Source organism: Marilutibacter spongiae (genome assembly GCF_014145325.1).
GTDB classification, from domain to species: Bacteria; Pseudomonadota; Gammaproteobacteria; order Xanthomonadales; family Xanthomonadaceae; genus Marilutibacter; species Marilutibacter spongiae.
The window spans coordinates 12,039-28,094 of sequence record NZ_JACHTF010000008.1; the positions used below are offsets into that span (position 1 = coordinate 12,039).

17 protein-coding genes and 1 tRNA gene are annotated in these 16,056 nt (G+C 69.9%); 6 read left to right on the forward strand and 12 right to left on the reverse strand.

Translation table 11 applies throughout. The features are described from left to right. The 4 genes from H4F98_RS08525 to H4F98_RS08540 all read right to left on the reverse strand — a co-directional run bounded on the left by H4F98_RS08525 (position 1) and on the right by H4F98_RS08540 (position 4,618). On the reverse strand, positions 1-1,569 hold the full coding sequence (locus H4F98_RS08525; protein WP_343064749.1) for an XrtA system polysaccharide chain length determinant: 1,569 nt from the start codon (positions 1,567-1,569) through the stop codon (positions 1-3). Then, the gene (locus H4F98_RS08530) at positions 1,566-2,210 is read right to left on the reverse strand and encodes an XrtA/PEP-CTERM system exopolysaccharide export protein (protein WP_246373017.1); all 645 of its coding nucleotides are present in this window, start codon (positions 2,208-2,210) and stop codon (positions 1,566-1,568) included. Before H4F98_RS08530 ends, H4F98_RS08525 begins: the two co-directional genes overlap by 4 nt. Positions 2,211-2,294: 84 nt before the next feature. Continuing rightward, on the reverse strand, positions 2,295-3,302 hold the full coding sequence (locus H4F98_RS08535) for an NAD-dependent epimerase (RefSeq protein WP_182687009.1): 1,008 nt from the start codon (positions 3,300-3,302) through the stop codon (positions 2,295-2,297). 23 nt (positions 3,303-3,325) lie between these two features. Next, the gene (locus H4F98_RS08540; RefSeq protein WP_182686749.1) at positions 3,326-4,618 is read right to left on the reverse strand and encodes a nucleotide sugar dehydrogenase; all 1,293 of its coding nucleotides are present in this window, start codon (positions 4,616-4,618) and stop codon (positions 3,326-3,328) included. A 196-nt stretch (positions 4,619-4,814) separates the two neighbouring features. On the opposite strand from H4F98_RS08540, the gene galE reads away from it, so the two are divergent. Beyond that, positions 4,815-5,840: a UDP-glucose 4-epimerase GalE gene (gene galE, locus H4F98_RS08545; protein WP_182686751.1), complete on the forward strand. Its 1,026-nt coding sequence runs from the start codon at positions 4,815-4,817 to the stop codon at positions 5,838-5,840. Here the strand turns inward: galE and H4F98_RS08550 are convergent. The 6 genes from H4F98_RS08550 to H4F98_RS08575 form a co-directional block, all read right to left on the reverse strand. Further along, entirely contained in the window at positions 5,816-6,652 is an 837-nt protein-coding gene (locus H4F98_RS08550; RefSeq protein WP_425487589.1) for an alpha/beta hydrolase family protein, read from the reverse strand. The two genes, galE and H4F98_RS08550, sit on opposite strands and share 25 nt — an antisense overlap. An 82-nt stretch (positions 6,653-6,734) precedes the next feature. Then, the gene (thiD, locus tag H4F98_RS08555; RefSeq protein WP_182686755.1) at positions 6,735-7,556 is read right to left on the reverse strand and encodes a bifunctional hydroxymethylpyrimidine kinase/phosphomethylpyrimidine kinase; all 822 of its coding nucleotides are present in this window, start codon (positions 7,554-7,556) and stop codon (positions 6,735-6,737) included. Further along, positions 7,553-8,233: a YoaK family protein gene (locus tag H4F98_RS08560; RefSeq protein WP_182686757.1), complete on the reverse strand. Its 681-nt coding sequence runs from the start codon at positions 8,231-8,233 to the stop codon at positions 7,553-7,555. The genes thiD and H4F98_RS08560 overlap by 4 nt, the downstream gene beginning before the upstream one ends. Before the next feature lie 37 nt (positions 8,234-8,270). After that, positions 8,271-9,674 (reverse strand): PhoH family protein, encoded by a 1,404-nt coding sequence (locus H4F98_RS08565; RefSeq protein WP_182686759.1) that lies wholly within the window; start codon positions 9,672-9,674, stop codon positions 8,271-8,273. 115 nt (positions 9,675-9,789) lie between these two features. Continuing rightward, positions 9,790-10,281, reverse strand: coding sequence for a peroxiredoxin (locus tag H4F98_RS08570; protein WP_182686761.1), 492 nt, complete (start codon positions 10,279-10,281; stop codon positions 9,790-9,792). A gap of 8 nt (positions 10,282-10,289) precedes the next feature. Continuing rightward, positions 10,290-10,958 (reverse strand): glycine cleavage system transcriptional repressor, encoded by a 669-nt coding sequence (locus H4F98_RS08575; protein ID WP_425487585.1) that lies wholly within the window; start codon positions 10,956-10,958, stop codon positions 10,290-10,292. A 114-nt stretch (positions 10,959-11,072) separates the two neighbouring features. Here H4F98_RS08575 and dapA point away from each other — a divergent pair, with 114 nt between their 5' ends. Continuing rightward, positions 11,073-11,978, forward strand: a complete 906-nt coding sequence (gene dapA, locus H4F98_RS08580) for a 4-hydroxy-tetrahydrodipicolinate synthase (RefSeq protein ID WP_182686763.1) — start codon at positions 11,073-11,075, stop codon at positions 11,976-11,978. 34 nt (positions 11,979-12,012) lie between these two features. Beyond that, positions 12,013-12,519 carry a hypothetical protein gene (locus tag H4F98_RS08585; protein WP_182686765.1) on the forward strand — a complete coding sequence of 169 codons (507 nt, stop codon included), beginning with the start codon at positions 12,013-12,015 and terminating at the stop codon, positions 12,517-12,519. A gap of 78 nt (positions 12,520-12,597) precedes the next feature. Here the strand turns inward: H4F98_RS08585 and fdxA are convergent, their stop codons facing one another. Next, positions 12,598-12,921 carry a ferredoxin FdxA gene (fdxA, locus tag H4F98_RS08590; RefSeq protein WP_182686768.1) on the reverse strand — a complete coding sequence of 108 codons (324 nt, stop codon included), beginning with the start codon at positions 12,919-12,921 and terminating at the stop codon, positions 12,598-12,600. Positions 12,922-13,056: 135 nt separating this feature from the next. Beyond that, positions 13,057-13,132: transfer RNA gene (locus H4F98_RS08595), tRNA-Glu, on the reverse strand. Between the two features lie 124 nt (positions 13,133-13,256). Here H4F98_RS08595 and pcnB point away from each other — a divergent pair. The 3 genes from pcnB (at position 13,257) to panB (ending at position 16,019) form a co-directional block, all read left to right on the forward strand. Then, complete coding sequence (gene pcnB, locus H4F98_RS08600) at positions 13,257-14,588, forward strand: polynucleotide adenylyltransferase PcnB (RefSeq protein WP_182686770.1); 1,332 nt, start codon at positions 13,257-13,259, stop codon at positions 14,586-14,588. A gap of 15 nt (positions 14,589-14,603) precedes the next feature. Beyond that, entirely contained in the window at positions 14,604-15,101 is a 498-nt protein-coding gene (gene folK, locus H4F98_RS08605; RefSeq protein WP_182686772.1) for a 2-amino-4-hydroxy-6-hydroxymethyldihydropteridine diphosphokinase, read from the forward strand. A gap of 84 nt (positions 15,102-15,185) precedes the next feature. After that, entirely contained in the window at positions 15,186-16,019 is an 834-nt protein-coding gene (panB, locus tag H4F98_RS08610) for a 3-methyl-2-oxobutanoate hydroxymethyltransferase (RefSeq protein ID WP_182686774.1), read from the forward strand. The last annotated feature ends 37 nt before the right edge of the window (positions 16,020-16,056 follow it).

The window sequence follows — 16,056 nt, forward strand, 5'->3', positions numbered from 1 at the left end:
TCATGAGCTGGCCAGCCTGACGACGAGGACCAGGCCGTACACGACCGGGACCATCAGGAAGAGGAGGGCGCTGAGGACCACCTTGCGGCGGTAGGCGCTGCGGCGGGCGGTGGTGTAGTAGTGCGGCACGGCGCCCAGCACGGGCAGTCCGGCCTGGCGCTCGATCTGCTGGGGCGAGCGGATGCGCGGGTCGAACTTGACCAGCACCAGCAGGAGCAGCATCGGTGCGGCGAGCGCCATGCCCAGGCCGCCACCGGCGACGTGCATCAGGCGCAGCCCATTGCTGCGCAGCGGGACCCGCGCCGGCTCCTGGATGCGGAAGCTCAGGCCGCGCTGCTCCGCGTCCAGGCTCATGGAGACGCGCGCGTTCTCGCGCCGCTTGAGCAGGTCCTGGTAGAGGTCGCGATTGACTTCGTAGTCGCGGGTCAGTTCGGCGAGCGAGCTCTCCGAGGCGGCGATACGGCCACTGCGGCGGAGTTCTTCGGCGAGCAGGCCCTCGGCGGTCGAGATCCGGCTGGACATGGCCGCGGCCTGGCGCCGGACCTGCGCCAGCTTGCTCTTCAGCTCGCCGTAGAGCGGGTTGAGGTTGGCCGAACCATTGATGGCGCCGGCGCTGGCCATGCGGTTCTGCTGCAGCGAGTCTTCCTGCCGCAGCTGGGCCTGGAGGTCGTCGAGCTGGTGCTGGATGCGGACCACGTCGGGGTGCTGGCGCGTGTAGGTGAGCAGCAACCGGTCCTGCTCGTCCTCCAACTCGGCGAGGCGCGCCACGAGCTGCCCGGTCCGCGTCTGCAGCACGGTGACCTCGTTCTCGCCGGACAGCTGCGACGTCAGCGCCGCTTCCTGCGAGCGCAGGTCGTGCAGGTCCATGCGCGAGCTCTCGACCATGCGGCGCAGCTCGCCGATGCGGGAGTTCACGTCGGTCTCGATGCCGGGGCGCGCGTCGGGGTTGGACTTGCGGTAGGCCTCGAGCTTGGCCTCGGCATCGGTCAGCTTGGCGTGGTACTGGCGCACCTGGGAGTCGATGAAGTCGTAGGCGTCGCGACTTTCCTTCTCCTTCGTGGCGAGGCTCTCCGAGATCACCAGGTCGGCGAAGCGGCTGGCCACCTCGTAGGCGCGGCGCGGGTTCGAGTCGGTGTAGGAGATCTGGATCAGGTTCTCGCGCGGATTGGCGATCTGCGTGCGCTTGGTGATCTCCTCGATGATCTTGTCCTGCTCCAGGGGGCTGGGGTCGTCGGCCATCCAGCCGCCGGTCTGCAGGATCTCGCCCATCACCTTCTGGCTGAAGGCCACCTGCCGCGTGATGCTGGCGCGGTTGGTCACGCCCGTGGCGACGGCGCGCCCCTCCATCAGCGGCCGGATGATGTTGGAGTCCTCGACCAGGATCGTCGAGGAGGAGGTGTATTTCTTCGGCAAAACCAGCCCCGCGGCCAGCGCCAGCAGGGCGATGGCCGCGAAGATGGCGACGAGGACGAGCTGCCTGCGCTTGACTTCCTCGATCGCGATCGGGAGCAGTGTGGTCAGTGAGGCCGGTTGCTCCTGTCCCGACCACTCCAGGGCTGGGTTGGTCACAGTGCGCGCTCGGGTACGGTGATGACGTCGCCAGGCGCGACCTTGTAGTTGGTCGAGAGGTCGCCGTCATCGAGGATGTTGTCGAGGTCCACCGCATAGTTGCGGGTGCCGCTCTCGTCGCTGCGGTACAGCTCCGAGCGTGCCGGCGCGGCGAACTCGGTCAGGCCGCCGGCGGCCAGCACCGCGTCGAGCACGGTCATGCCCTGGCGGTAGGGGATCGAGATGGGCTGGCGCACCGCGCCGGTGACGCGCACGCGCGAGAGGTACTCGTGGCTGCGCAGGTCGGTCAGGATCACGGCGACCTGCGGGTCGCGGACATAGACCGCCAGCTTCTCGCCGATGTCGGCGGCGACTTCGCTCGGGGTCAGGCCGCCGGCGCGGACGTCGCCCACCAGCGGCACCGAGATCATGCCGTCCGGACGCACCGGCACGGTGATGCCCAGGTCCGGGTTGCGCCACACGGTGACCTGGACGATGTCGTCCACGCCGATCTTGTAGGCGTCGACCGCGGCGGGCGCTTCCATCGCCGGCGGAGGGCCCGAGGCCCGGCTGCCGCCACTGGCGCAGCCGACCAGGACCAGGGAGGAGGCCAGGCAGGCGGAGAGGGCCATCCTGGAGAAGAACAATGATGTGCGATGCATGGTGGAAATCCCCTCGGTGTCAGCCAAGAACAACGGAGATGATCGGCGGGCCCGGCCACGGGTCGGCCGGTCCCGGACGACGGCTCAGGTGCCGTAGTAGTCGCGGTACCAGGCCACGAAGCGACGGATGCCTTCCTCGACCGGCGTCGAGGGTGCGTAGCCCACGTCGGCCCGCAGCGCGGCCACGTCGGCATGGGATTCGGGCACGTCGCCGGGCTGCAGCGGGAGCAGGTTGCACTGCGCCCTGGTGCCCAGGTTCTGCTCGATGAGTTCGATGTAGCGCATCAGCTCGATCGGCCGGTCGCTGCCGATGTTGTAGAGCCGGTAGGGCGCGGCGGAAGCCGCCGGCGTCGCCTGGCCGAAGTCGTAGGACGGGTCCGCGGCCGGGACGTGGTCCAGGGTGCGCACGATGCCCTCGACGATGTCGTCGATGTAGGTGAAGTCGCGGCGGTGGTGGCCATGGTTGAACACGTCGATCGGCTTGCCCGCCAGGATGTTGCGGGTGAACAGGAACAGCGCCATGTCCGGGCGTCCCCACGGGCCGTAGACCGTGAAGAAGCGCAGGCCCGTCGTCGGCAGGCCGAAGAGGTGGCTGTAGGTGTGGGCCATCAACTCGTTGGACTTCTTGGTCGCCGCATACAGGCTCACCGGGTGGTCGACGCTGTCGTCGACGGCGAACGGCAGCTTGGTGTTGGCGCCGTATACCGAGCTCGACGACGCGTAGACGAGGTGTTCGACGCCGTGGTGGCGGCAGGCCTCCAGGATGTTCACGAAGCCCACCACGTTGCTGTCGATGTAGGCCTGCGGGTTCTCCAGCGAGTAGCGAACGCCCGCCTGGGCCGCGAGGTTGACCACGCGGTGCGGGCGGAAGTCGGTGAACGCCCGCTCCATCGCCGACCGGTCCTCGAGCCCGGCGCGGGCGAAGCGGAAGCCCGCCTGGCCCTGCAGGCGCGCCAGTCGCGCCTCCTTCAGCGCGGGATCGTAGTAGTCGTTGACGTTGTCGTAGCCCATGACCTCGTCGCCGCGCGCAAGCAGGCGCTGGCTCAGGTGCGAGCCGATGAAGCCGGCCGCGCCGGTGACGAGCACGCGCATCGGCCCTTGCCGGTCGGCGGCGCTCACAGGCGGCCATCCACGAGCGACAGGGGCAGCACGCCCTTGACGTCGAACAGCGAGGCGCCCGCGCGCCCGAACGCGCGGATGCCCTCGGCGCCGAGCCCGGCCACGAAGCGATCGTGCGCGACGGCCAGGACCACGGCGTCGTACGCGCCCTCCGCTGGTGCCAGAGCCAGATCGATGCCGTACTCGTGGCGGGCCTGGACCGGATCGACCCAGGGGTCGTGCACGTCCACGGCGATACCGTACTCGGACAGCTCCTGGACGATGTCGACCACGCGTGTGTTGCGCAGGTCCGGGCAGTTCTCCTTGAAGGTGAGGCCCAGCACCAGCACGCGGCAGTTCGCCGGATGGCCATCCTGCTGCTGGATGAGCCGCACGACACGGCGCGCGACGTGTTGCCCCATGCCGTCGTTGATGCGTCGTCCGGCCAGGATCACGTCGGTATGGAAGCCGACCTGCTGGGCTTTGTGGGTGAGGTAGTAGGGGTCGACCCCGATGCAGTGGCCGCCGACGAGTCCGGGGCGGAAGGGCAGGAAGTTCCACTTGGTGCCTGCCGCGGCCAGGACCTCCTGCGTGTCCATGCCCAGGCGATGGAACAGCAGGGCCAGCTCGTTGATCAGGGCGATGTTGACGTCGCGCTGGATGTTCTCGATCACCTTGGCGCCTTCCGCCACGCGGATGCTGGAGGTCTTGTGGGTGCCGGCGGAGATGATCGACGCGTACAGGGCGTCGACGAAATCGGCGGCTTCGGGATTGGAGCCCGACGTCACCTTGGTGATCGTCTCCAGGCGATGCTCCTGGTCGCCCGGATTGATGCGCTCGGGGCTGTAGCCGACATGGAAGTCTCGGTTGAAGACCAGTCCCGACTCGCGCTCCAGGATCGGCACGCAGACCTCTTCGGTGGCGCCGGGATAGACGGTGGATTCGTACACCACGACATCGCCGCGCGACAGGGCGCGACCGACGGTGCGGCTGGCCGATTCGAGCGGGCTCAGGTCGGGGCGCTTGTAGTCGTCGATGGGGGTCGGCACGGTGACGATGAAGACGTTGCAGTCGGCCAGCGCGGTCGTGTCGGAGGCATAGCGCAGCCGGGTGGCCTCGCGCAGGCCCTCGGCGCTGACCTCCAGCGTCTGGTCGTGGTGGCGCTCGAGCTCGGCGATGCGCCCGGCATTGATGTCGAAACCCAGGGTGTCGAACTTCTTGCCGAAGGCGACGGCCAGGGGCAGGCCCACGTAGCCCAGGCCGATGATGGCCAAGCGGATCTGGTCCCGGGATGGCGTCGGGGCGTTCATGCGAGTGGAGGTCTCCGGTCGTGTCGGGGGGGCAGGCGTGCCCGCGTCGCGACCGACCGCCGGTTCCCCCTGCTTGCCCTGATGAACGCGAACCGGGGATGGAACCGGCAATTCAGGAAACACGGCCTCCGGTTTCCGGTCATCCCTCCGTTTCGCGTTGGTCGATAGGCAAGCCAACGACCTGGAGACATGATCGATGCGGATTCTCGTGACCGGCGGCGCCGGCTACATCGGTGCCCACACCTGCGTGGTCCTGGCCGAACGCGGCCACGACGTGGTGATCGCGGACAACTTCAGCAACTCATCTCCAGCGGTACTGCCGCGGCTGGAAGCGCTGACGGGAAGGCCGGTGGTCCTGGCCCGGATCGACCTGCGCGATGCGAAGGCGATGTCGGCGCTGTTCGCCGCGCATGCCTTCGACGCAGTGATCCACTTCGCCGCGCTGAAGGCGGTCGGCGAGTCCTGCGAGAAGCCGCTTGCCTACTTCGACAACAACATCAGTGGAAGCCTGGTCCTGCTGCAGGCGATGAAGGACGCTGGCGTCGGCAAACTCGTCTTCAGCTCCTCGGCCACCGTGTACGGCGCCCCCGATGCGGTGCCGGTGGGGGAGGATTCGCCGCTCCGGGTCACCAATCCGTACGGGCGCACCAAGCTGGTGGTCGAGCAGCTGCTCGAGGACGTCTGCAGGAGCGATCCTGGCCTGCACGTCGCCAATCTGCGCTATTTCAACCCGGTCGGCGCGCATCCCTCGGGGATGATCGGCGAAGATCCCAGCGACATCCCGAACAACCTGATGCCCTATGTCTGCCAGGTGGCCGCGGGTCGGCGCGAGCGCCTCCATGTCTTCGGCGGCGACTACCCCACCGTCGACGGAAGTGGCGTGCGCGATTACATCCACGTCGTCGACCTTGCCCGGGCGCATGCGGATGCGATCGACTTCCTGCAGCGCGAGCACCGGGGCCTGACCGTAAACCTGGGGACCGGGCGGGGGGTGAGCGTGATCGAGCTTGTCCGTGCGTTCGAGCGGGCCTCCGGGCGGCGCGTGCCTTTCGAGATCGTCGCGCGCCGTGCCGGCGACGTTGCCGAGGTCTACGCCGACCCCACCCGGGCGCATCGCCTGCTCGGCTGGCGCGCCCAGCTCGACGTCGATGCCATGTGCCGCGATGCGTGGCGCTGGCAATCCCTCAATCCGATGGGTTACGCAGAGCGCGAGGCCGCCTGAAACCGCTCGAGGTCGTCGTCGGGTCGGGAGGCAGGGGCGGCTGCCAGCCAACGGGCGACGGCCGCGGGCTGCTTCATCCAGGCGAAATGATCCGCCGGGGTGCCCAGGTCGTCGGCATCGAACGTCCGCACGTCCGTTTCGGCGCGGGGCATCTTCGACAACAGGAAATCCAGCGAGCTGCGCGGGGCCAGCCAGTCGTCGGCCATGAGCGCGGCCCGGACGCCGGCGTCGGCGCGTGCGAGCGCGGCTTCGAGGTCGACGTCGACTCCGCGGGCGGCATAGCGCCCGCTGATCGCGGTACGTCCCCAGTCGCCGATCAGGCTGCGGGCCTCGTTACCGGCGAAGCGCAGGCGCTTGCCCGGGAAATGGCCGTTGACCTTCGCCAGCCACGGCATGAAGCGGTAGGCCAGGGGCAGCGCCCAGCGCCGGGGCGTGGGGAACGCTCGCCAGTAGGGCGCACCGCTGGCGACCAGCCACAGCGCGTCGGCGGCGGCGGGCGACAGGCCGAGGCGGCAGCTCGCGAGCTGGCCGCCGATGCTGTGCCCGCCAATGATGCGCGGCAGTCCCGGCGCACTGCGTGCCACCGCGGCCTCGCTTGCCGGGATGTCGTCCTCGAGCAGGGCCTTGTAGCCCCAGTCGTGGCGACGCCCGGCGCGCAGCGTGCTGCTGCCATGTCCGCGCCATTCGTGCAGGAAGGTGGCGATGCCGTGCCCGGCGAGCGCGTCGGCCAGCGGCAGGTAGTGCCGGGCGGCCACGCCCAGCGCCGGCAGCCAGAGCAGGGATGCCCGTGGGCGCGCCGGCAGCCGGCCCATGACATGCCAGGCGTGGCCGCCCTCCACCTTGCAGCGCAGGTGCAGCGACAACGGCGGCGCGAGGGCCGCGGGCGGGTGGGGGTCAGGGCTCATGGGACGGGGCGGCGCCGAAATGGTCGAGCACCATGATATCGCCGCGCCCGGGACGGTAGCCCCCGAGCAGTGCGCGATGCACGTAGTCGGTGGCACGCGCGCAGGCGTGGCCCGGGTCGAGGCCGAGCGCGAGCTGGGCGGCGACCGCCGAGGCGAGCGTGCAGCCGGTGCCGTGCGCGTCGACCTGGAGGCGGGCGTGCTCGAATGCCCGGGTGCCCGACGCGTCGGCGAACAGGTCGACCACCCTTGGGCCGCCGCCTTCCAGGTGGCCGCCCTTGAGCAGCACCGCTTCAGCGCCCAGCGCGCGCAGGGCGGCGCAGGCATCATGCATGGCCTCCAGCGACGGTATGCGCCAGCCCAGCAGCAGTTCGGCTTCCGGCAGGTTCGGCGTCAGCACCCGGCAGCCGGGCAGTAGCCTTTCCCTGAGCGCGACCAGCGCGTCGTCGGCCAGCAGCTTCGCGCCGGAGGTGGCGACCATCACCGGGTCGAGGACCGGGCCCCTGCCGCCGCGCGCGTCGAGCGCGCGGGCCACGGCTTCGATCACGCCGGCGGTGGCCAGCATGCCGAGTTTGACCGCCTCGACGCGGAAGTCGTCGAAGCACGCATCGATCTGCGCCACCAGGAAACCATTGGGCGGTACTTCCACCGCGGTGACGCCGCGCGTGTGCTGGGCGGTGAGCGCGGCGATCGCGCTCAGGCCGTGCACGCCATGGGCGGCGAAGGTCTTCAGGTCGGCCTGGATCCCGGCGCCGCCGCCGGAGTCGGAGCCGGCGATGGTGAGCGCGCTCGGCGGTCGCGAATCGTATGTCATGGCGCCATTCTGCCCGTGCCCGGCCTCCGCATGCGACAGACGATGTAGGTTGCGCCGACGACGCCGGTCGCCGCGGCGGGCAGGTAGAGGGTCGCGTAGCCGAAGTGCGCGTGGAGCAGGGCACCGGACACGCCGCCCGCGAGGAAGCCGGCGATGATGGCCAGGCACAGCCACAGTCGGCGCGGTTCGGCGGGCAGGCCGCGCAGGCGATGGCCGAGGAAGACCCCCAGGTCGGTGAACATGCCGGTCAGGTGGGAAGTTCGTACGAGGGTGCCCGAATAGGTCGCGGTCATCGCGTTCTGCAGGCCGCAGGCCATCGCGGCCAGTGCCGCGCCGGCGATCGCGTGGCGCTGCAGCAGCGGCACGGCGACCGCCAGCAGGCCCGCCTCGACCAGCAGTGCCACGCCGTATCGGCGGCCGAGCCTGAGCGTGCTGTCCTGGACAAGCACGCCGCTCAGGACCGCGCCGGCCACGAAGGCGGCGATCATCGCCAGCAGGTGCAGGCTGGCGCGCGCGTCGCCACCGGCGATGGCGGCGCCCAGCAGGCTGGTGGTCCCGGTGAGGTGACTGAGGGCCAGGTGTTCGAAGCCCAGGTAGCCGACGACGTTCACCTGGCCGGCGACCACCGCGAGCCCGCCGGCCCCCAGCCAGACCCATGCCGGGAGCCGGGCGATCATCGTCGCCGGGCCCCGGCGGGCGTCGTCCGGGACGCGGTCACAGCACTTCGGAGGCGTGGTCGGCCAGCCGCGAGCGCTCGCCGCGCCGGAGGGTGACGCTGGCGCTGTGCTCCCAGTTCTTGAAGCGGTCCACCGCGTAGGTGAGTCCCGAGGTGGTCTCGGTCAGGTAGGGCGTGTCGATCTGTTCGACGTTGCCCAGGCAGACGATCTTGGTACCGGGGCCGGCGCGGGTGATCAGCGTCTTCATCTGCTTGGGCGTGAGGTTCTGCGCTTCGTCCAGGATCAGCCAGCGGCTGAGGAAGGTGCGTCCGCGCATGAAGTTCATCGAGCGGATCTTGATCCGGCTGGCGAGCAGGTCGTTGGTGGCCGCCCGTCCCCAGCTGCCGCCTTCTTGGTTGTGCGTCAGCACCTCGAGGTTGTCGGTGAGCGCGCCCATCCACGGCGTCATCTTCTCCTCCTCCGTGCCGGGCAGGAAGCCGATGTCCTCGCCGACGCTGACGGTGGCGCGGGTCATGATGATCTCGCGGTAGCGTTGCTGGTCCATCGTCTGCGCCAGGCCCGCGGCCAGCGCCAGCAGGGTCTTGCCGGTGCCGGCGGTGCCCAGCAGGGTGACGAAGTCGATGTCGGGATCCATCAGGGCGTTGAGGGCGAAGTTCTGCTCGCGGTTGCGCGCCAGGATGCCCCAGACCGCATGCTGGCTGTGCCGGTAGTCGTCGACGATCTGCAGGACGACCTTGTCGCCTTCCACGCGCACGACCTTCATCTCCGACTCGTCGTCGCCGGGCAGGTACAGGAACTGGTTCGGGTACCACTCCTCGTCCTCGCCGCGGGCGATCTCGTAGTAGGTGCGGCCCTTGTCGGTCCAGGACCTGAGCTCCTTGCCGTACTTCTGCCAGAAGTCCTCCGGCAAGGCGGTGGCGCCCGAATACAGGAGGCTGAAGTCGTCCAGTGCGCGGTCGTTCTCGTAGTCCTCCGAGGCGATGCCGGCGATGGACGCCTTGATGCGCAGGTTGATGTCCTTGGAGACGAACACCACCGGGGTGTCGGGCTCGGCTTCCTTCAGCGCGAGGATCGCGCCCAGGATCGCGTTGTCGGGCACCACCGCGCCGAAGCGCTTGCCGGCATCGAAATTGTCGGTCTGGAACAGCAGCCGCCCGCTGCTCTGCGCGCTGCGCAGCTGCAGCCCCTGCGGGTGGGCGAGGGTGATGCCCTCGTGGATGCTGCCGTCGCGGCCGCCCTGGGTCTCGATCAGCTCGTTGAGGAACCGGCTGACCTGGCGGGCGTTGCGGCTCGCCTCCGACGTGCCCTTCTTGCCGTTGTCCAGCTCTTCGATGACCTGCATGGGCAGGAAGACGTCGTGCTCCTCGAACTTGAACAGCGCGGTGGGGTCGTGCATCAGGACATTGGTGTCGAGCACATAGATACGCTTGCTTCGCGTCATGCGGACTTCCTGGTTCTGCGGCGGGTTGGGTGGGGCAGGGCGCGCGCGCCCGCGCACGGCAAAGCCGCCGTGGCCCGCGTGGCGGGACGGCGGAAGCAGTGGAGGGCGGCGTGGGTCACTGCGTGGATGCAGCCTTCAGTGCGTCGAGTACGGCCTGCGCATGGCCGGCGACTTTCACCTTCCGCCATGACCGCGCGATGACACCGCTGGGGTCGACCAGGAACGTGCTGCGCTCGATGCCCAGCACCTTGCGACCGTACATGTTCTTTTCCCGGATCACGTCGAAGGCCTGGCAGAGGGCTTCGTCCGCGTCGCTCACCAGCGGGAAGTCGAAGCCCTGCTTGGCGACGAAATTGTCGTGCGAGCGCACCGAGTCGCGCGACACGCCCAGGACCGTCGCGCCCAGGCGCCTGAACTCCGGCAGCAGGGCGTTGAAGTCGAGGCCTTCGGTGGTGCAGCCCGGAGTGCTGTCCTTGGGGTAGAAGTAGAGCACCCGCCATTGGCCGGCATGCTCGCCCAGGGTGGTGGTCCCGCCGCCGGACAGCGCCAGCGGCAGCTTCAGGGTCTTGGCGGGCAGTTTCCTGCCTTCTTCGGCGGTCTGGGTCATCGGGCTCTTCAGAACTTCATCGGGTCCATGATGGCGTCGAGGTTCAAGTGGTCGCAGAACTCCAGGAAGTCGTCCCTCAGCGCCGCGATGTGCATGTTCGACGGCACGCCCACGGTGACCTGCGCGGAGAACATGTCGGCGCCCGTCTGCATGGCACGATAGCGCGAACAGTGCAGGCTTTCGATGGTGATGCCCTGGCGGTCGAAGAAGTCCGCCAGCTGGAACAGGATGCCGGGCTTGTCGGCGGCCACCACCTCGACGATGTAGGGCAGCAGGTTCGACTGCGCCTGCTTGGCGCCGGTGCGGTACCAGATCAGCTTCAGGCCCTCCTCGCGCTCGAGGCGGGTCAGCATGGCCTCGAGCTTGGCCACCGCGTCCCAGGACCCGACCGCCAGGGCCGTGACCGAGACGTCGCGACCGACGGTGGAGAGGCGGGCATCGACGAGGTTGCAGCCACTGTCGCTGATGCGGCGCGACACCGACAGCAGCGGGGATTCCGGATGCGTCGTGTAGGCGTTGATCAGGAGGTGGTTCTCGTGGGGCGACGGTCGGGAAGCGGGATCGGTCAAGACGGCGCCTGTGGGGAAATGAACGGGGTGGAGCGCGTGGCGGCCGGGGCGGGTCGCCGGGCCTGCCTTGGCGGCGTGCACCGGACCCGACCGGGTTTCGGCCAGCATACTTGCCCGCGCTTTTGCGCCGCAAGTAACATCGGCACACACCGGCGCGCGTCCCGCGCCGTCCCCAAGGCTCCCCGGGCGCCGCCCGGCACCCACCCGACACAGGTCCGCACCTTGCAACTTTCCGGCAGCATCACTGCGCTGGCGACGCCGTTCGACGTCGCCCGCGAAATCGACATCGACGCCTGGCGTCGCCTGCTGGCCCAGCAGCTCGATTCGGGCACCCAGGGCATCGTGGTCGCCGGTTCCACCGGCGAGGCGGCGGCGCTGTACGACGCCGAGTTCGACCTGTTGCTGCGCAGCGCGGTCGAGTTCGTCGCCGGCAAGGTGCCGGTGCTGGTGGGCACGGGCCAGTCCAACACGTCCAAGACGATCGAGCAGACCCGCCGCGCCGCCGCGCTCGGCGCGGATGCGGCCCTGGTGGTGACCCCGCCCTACGTGCGCCCGACCCAGGCCGGCCTGGTCGCGCATTACCGCGCGATCGCGGACGACGGCGCCCTGCCGCTGGTGCTCTACAACGTGCCCGGGCGGACGGGGTGCGACATGCTGCCGGCGACGGTGGCCGAACTGGCGGGGCATCCGCGCATCGTCGCGATCAAGGAAGCCCGGGCCGAGCCCGAGCGCATGCAGGCGCTGCTCGAACTGCAGGATGCCGGCTTCGCCGTGCTCAGCGGCGACGACCCCACCGCCTGCCGGGCCATGCTGGCCGGTGCCCGTGGCGTGGTCTCGGTCGCGTCCAACGTGCTGCCGGCGGCGTTCCGACGGCTCTGCGACCTCGCCCTGGCCGGTCGACGCGAGGACGCCATGGCCTGGGATGCACGCCTTCAGGCCGCCTACGAGTTCCTTGGGGTAGAGTCCAACCCGATCCCGGTCAAGGCGCTGCTGGCCCTGCAGGGCGTCGGCCACGAATTGCGCCTGCCCCTGCAGGTGCTGTCGGCCCGGCACCAGGACGCCGCCATGGCCATGTCGGCGTCGATCCGTGGGATCGAGGCCGAGTGCGACAAGCCGGTCGCGGCCTGAGCCGCCGCCACCAATCCCGAACCTGGAGAGTCCGATGTCCCCACCCCTGAGCATTTCCCGCGCCCTGCTGGCCAGCGCCCTCATGGCCGCCCTCGTGGCCACGGCCGGCTGCAGCTGGCTTCGCCGGTCCAGCGACCTGTACGCCGGTGATCCCGCGTTGCGCCCGCTGGAAGTGCCGCCGCCGCTGCCCGACGAGAACGCGGCGCCGGTCGAAGGCAGTGCGACCGCCAGCGCGGTGGCCGCCGCCAAGCGCGCGCCCGGTCCGGCTGCGCTGGGCTTCAACGCGACGGGCACGCGCGACGAGGTGTTCGGCAACGTGGGCACGGCGCTGGAAGCCATCGACGGCGTGCGCATCGCCAGTCGCGCCCAGCTGCTGGGCGCTTACGACGTCGAGTACAAGGGCAGCAACTTCCTGGTCCGCGTCAGCGAGATCGAGGGCGGGGCCTACGTCTCGGCGGTCGATCCGCGTGGCGTGCCGGCGTCGGGCGAAGCGCCGACGGAGCTGGTCGGCATGCTGCAGACCGCGCTCGGCGGCCGATAGACCCGCCGGCCACCGGCGGTGCAACGAAGAAGGGCGCCCACGGGCGCCCTTCTTGCGTACGGTCCGCGTGGGCCGGCCTCAGCGTTCCAGCAGGGGCAGCTTGTCCGGCTTGCCTTCCCACTCCTTGGCGTCGGGCAGCGGTTCCTTGCGCGTGGTGATGACCGGCCAGGCGCGGGACAGCTCGGCGTTGAGCGAGACGAAGCCCTCCTGCCCGGCGGGGACGTCGTCTTCGGGGTAGATCGCGTTGATCGGGCACTCGGGCTCGCACAGGGTGCAGTCGATGCACTCGTCGGGGTCGATCACCAGGAAATTGGGTCCCTCGTGGAAGCAGTCGACCGGGCACACCTCGACGCAGTCGGTGTACTTGCACTTGATGCAGTTTTCGGTGACGACGAAGGGCATGGCGTGTTCCTTGGCTGGACCGGGGCATTTTATCGGGCGGCGCGGGCGAAGCCCAGCGCTTGCCCCGTGGACCGTGCCGCACGGGGCCTGGAAACCAGAAAGGCCCGCGCATCGCTGCGCGGGCCTTCCGGTATCTGGTACTCCCTAGGGGATTCGAACCCCTGTTCCAACCGTGAGAGGGTCGTGTCCTAGGCCTCTAGACGAAGGGAGCAGTGTTCCGAGGCAATCCGTCAAGACTGTCTGCGTCCTGCTAGTATAGGCGGCTGTCGTCGCCTTTGGCAACGCTTTCCCATCGCCCTTTCACATTTCGTTGAGCTGCGGCAAAGTCCGCCCGAATGCCACCCGATCAAGACACCGCCAATCTCGCGCCGGAGCCCAGCCTCCGGATCATTCCCCGCGACCAGCATTGCGTCTCGCGCAAGGACATCAGTTCCAGTGCGCTGCGCGTGCTGTACCGACTCCGGGACGCCGGCTTCGCGGGCTATCTGGTCGGGGGCGCCGTGCGCGACCTGCTGGTGGGCGGCCACCCGAAGGACTTCGACGTGGCCACCGACGCCACGCCCGAGCAGGTCAAGCAGCTGTTCCGCAACTGCCGGCTCATCGGACGCCGCTTCCGCCTCGCGCACGTGGTGTTCGGCCGCGAGATCATCGAAGTGGCGACCTTCCGCGCCAATACCGACGACGGCAGCGGGGACCGCGAGGTCGAGGGCGGGCGCCTGGTGCGCGACAACGTGTACGGCAGCATCGAGGAAGACGCGATCCGCCGCGACTTCACGGCCAATGCCCTGTATTACTCGATCGAGGACTTCTCGGTCCGCGATTACACCGGGGGGTACGACGACGTCGCCAACCGCCTGATGCGCTTGATCGGCGACCCGGAGACCCGCTACCGCGAGGACCCGGTGCGCATGCTGCGCGCGGTGCGCCTGGCCGCGAAGCTCGGCTTCGGGATCGAGACCGCGACCGCGGAACCGATCGAGCGGCTCGCCCCGCTGATCGCCGATTCCGCGCCGGCGCGACTGTTCGAGGAATGCCTCAAGCTGTTCCTCTCCGGGCACGCGGTGGAAAGCTTCCTGGGCCTGGAGCGGCACGGGCTGCTGCCGGTGCTGCTGCCCGAGACCGCCGCCGCGCTGGCCTCCAACCGCAGTGGCGCGCTGCGCAACGTGATGCTGGCCGGCTTTCGCAACACCGACGAACGCGTCGCCAACGACGAACCGGTGTCGCCGGCCTTCCTCTTCGCGCTGTTGCTGTGGCCGGCGTATTGCCGCGCGCTGTACCAGTTGCAGTCGCAGGGCATGCATGCGGTCGAGGCGCAGCGCCGCGCCGCCGACCGGGTCACCGTGCACCAGCTCGACACGGTCGCCCTGCCGCGCCGCTTCTCGCTGCCGATGCAGGAGATCTGGCTGCTGCAGTCGCGCTTCGGCAGCCGCCAACGCAAGCGCATGTTCAAGCTGCTGGGGCATCCGCGATTCCGCGCCGCGTTCGATTTCCTCAACCTGCGACTGGCCGGTTCCGACGAGCACGCCGCGGACGTGGCGTTCTGGCGCGAGGCGCAGCTCGATCCGGCCAACGTGATCGCCGCGCAGGCCGAAGCCGCCGCCGCGCGCGAGGAAGAGGCCGACGAGGAACCGCGTCGCCGCCGTCGCCGCCGTCGGCGCAAGCCCTGACCGGGTACCGGACCGGTGGACGCCGCCATCCGGGCGTATGTCGGCCTCGGGGCCAACCTCGGCGAGGCCGAAGCCGCGGTGCGGGCCGGTCTGGCGGCGCTCGATCGCCTGCCTTCGACGCGCTGCGTCGCGGCCTCGCGCCTGTACCGGACCCCGGCATGGGGCCTGGCCGAGCAGCCGGACTTCATCAACGCCGTCGCCGCGCTCGACACCGCCCTCCCACCGGAACGCCTGCTCGATACGATGCTCGACATCGAGCGCGAGGCCGGCCGCGACCGTCGCCAGGACGGACCGCGCTGGGGACCGCGCGTGCTCGATCTCGACCTGTTGCTGTACGGCGAATCCATCATCGACCTGCCCGGGCTGCAGGTCCCGCACCCGCGCCTGCACGAGCGCGCCTTCGCGCTGCTGCCCCTGCTCGAGATCGCCCCGGACGTCGCCATCCCCGGCATCGGTGCCGCGCGTGATCGCCTGCGGACGATGGCGGTCGACGACATCGAGGCGATAGGCTAGTCCCCCCGGGGTGGACGCGGGCGCCTGCCAGGCCCCGCGCCGCCGCTCGCCACACCTCCCGAACACAGCCACAGGCCCCCGCGCATGTACGCCTCCGCATCGAAAGACGACCGTCCCGCCGGCAAGCCCTGGACCGTGCCCGAACTGGCCGCCGCCAAGCGCGAGGGGCGCAAGCTGGCCATGCTGACCTGCTACGACGCGGGTTTCGCGCGGGCCCTGGACGCGGCGGGCATCGACCTGGTGCTGGTCGGCGACTCGCTCGGCATGGTGGTGCAGGGCCGCGACAGCACCCTGCCGGTGACCGTCGCCGACATCGCCTACCACACCGCCTGCGTCGCCCGCGGGTTGTCGCGCGCGTTGCTGGTGTCGGACCTGCCGTTCGCCGCGGACGCCGATCCGGTGCGTGCGCTCGAGGCTTCGGTGGCGTTCCTGCAGGCCGGCGCGGGCATGGTCAAGCTCGAAGGCGCGGGCCACAAGCTCGCGGTGATCCGCCACCTGGTCGAGCGCGAGATCCCGGTCTGCGCCCACCTGGGCCTGACGCCGCAATCGGTCCTGCGCCTGGGCGGTTACAAGGTGCAGGGGCGCGACGAAGCCGCGGCCGCCCGCCTGCGCGAGGACGCACGTGCGGTCCAGGCCGCGGGGGCGTCGATGCTGGTGCTCGAATGCGTGCCCAGCGGTGTCGCCGCGGCGATCACCGCCGACCTCGACATCCCCACGATCGGCATCGGCGCCGGGCCCGGCTGCGACGGCCAGGTGCTGGTCCTGCACGACATGCTCGGCCTGGACAGCGGCCACCGGCGACCGCGCTTCGTCAAGGATTTCCTCGCCGAGGGCGGTTCGGTCGCGGCGGCGGCGCTGGCCTATGCCGAAGCGGTCCGCGAGGGGCGCTTCCCCGACGCGGAGCATGCCTACGCCTGAGCGGATCGGCGACAATGGCGGCCTTGCCACGTGAAGG

What these genes read in the sequence shown, in the direction of transcription:
- H4F98_RS08530 (WP_246373017.1), bottom strand. Translation starts at nt 2,210, where the DNA reads ATGCATCGCACATCATTGTTCTTCTCCAGGATGGCCCTCTCCGCCTGC.
- H4F98_RS08535 (WP_182687009.1), bottom strand. Translation starts at nt 3,302, where the DNA reads ATGCGCGTGCTCGTCACCGGCGCGGCCGGCTTCATCGGCTCGCACCTG.
- H4F98_RS08540 (WP_182686749.1), bottom strand. Translation starts at nt 4,618, where the DNA reads ATGAACGCCCCGACGCCATCCCGGGACCAGATCCGCTTGGCCATCATC.
- galE (WP_182686751.1), top strand. Translation starts at nt 4,815, where the DNA reads ATGCGGATTCTCGTGACCGGCGGCGCCGGCTACATCGGTGCCCACACC.
- H4F98_RS08550 (WP_425487589.1), bottom strand. Translation starts at nt 6,652, where the DNA reads ATGGGCCGGCTGCCGGCGCGCCCACGGGCATCCCTGCTCTGGCTGCCG.
- thiD (WP_182686755.1), bottom strand. Translation starts at nt 7,556, where the DNA reads ATGACATACGATTCGCGACCGCCGAGCGCGCTCACCATCGCCGGCTCC.
- H4F98_RS08560 (WP_182686757.1), bottom strand. Translation starts at nt 8,233, where the DNA reads ATGATCGCCCGGCTCCCGGCATGGGTCTGGCTGGGGGCCGGCGGGCTC.
- H4F98_RS08565 (WP_182686759.1), bottom strand. Translation starts at nt 9,674, where the DNA reads ATGACGCGAAGCAAGCGTATCTATGTGCTCGACACCAATGTCCTGATG.
- H4F98_RS08570 (WP_182686761.1), bottom strand. Translation starts at nt 10,281, where the DNA reads ATGACCCAGACCGCCGAAGAAGGCAGGAAACTGCCCGCCAAGACCCTG.
- H4F98_RS08575 (WP_425487585.1), bottom strand. Translation starts at nt 10,958, where the DNA reads ATGCTGGCCGAAACCCGGTCGGGTCCGGTGCACGCCGCCAAGGCAGGC.
- H4F98_RS08585 (WP_182686765.1), top strand. Translation starts at nt 12,013, where the DNA reads ATGTCCCCACCCCTGAGCATTTCCCGCGCCCTGCTGGCCAGCGCCCTC.
- fdxA (WP_182686768.1), bottom strand. Translation starts at nt 12,921, where the DNA reads ATGCCCTTCGTCGTCACCGAAAACTGCATCAAGTGCAAGTACACCGAC.
- pcnB (WP_182686770.1), top strand. Translation starts at nt 13,257, where the DNA reads ATGCCACCCGATCAAGACACCGCCAATCTCGCGCCGGAGCCCAGCCTC.
- panB (WP_182686774.1), top strand. Translation starts at nt 15,186, where the DNA reads ATGTACGCCTCCGCATCGAAAGACGACCGTCCCGCCGGCAAGCCCTGG.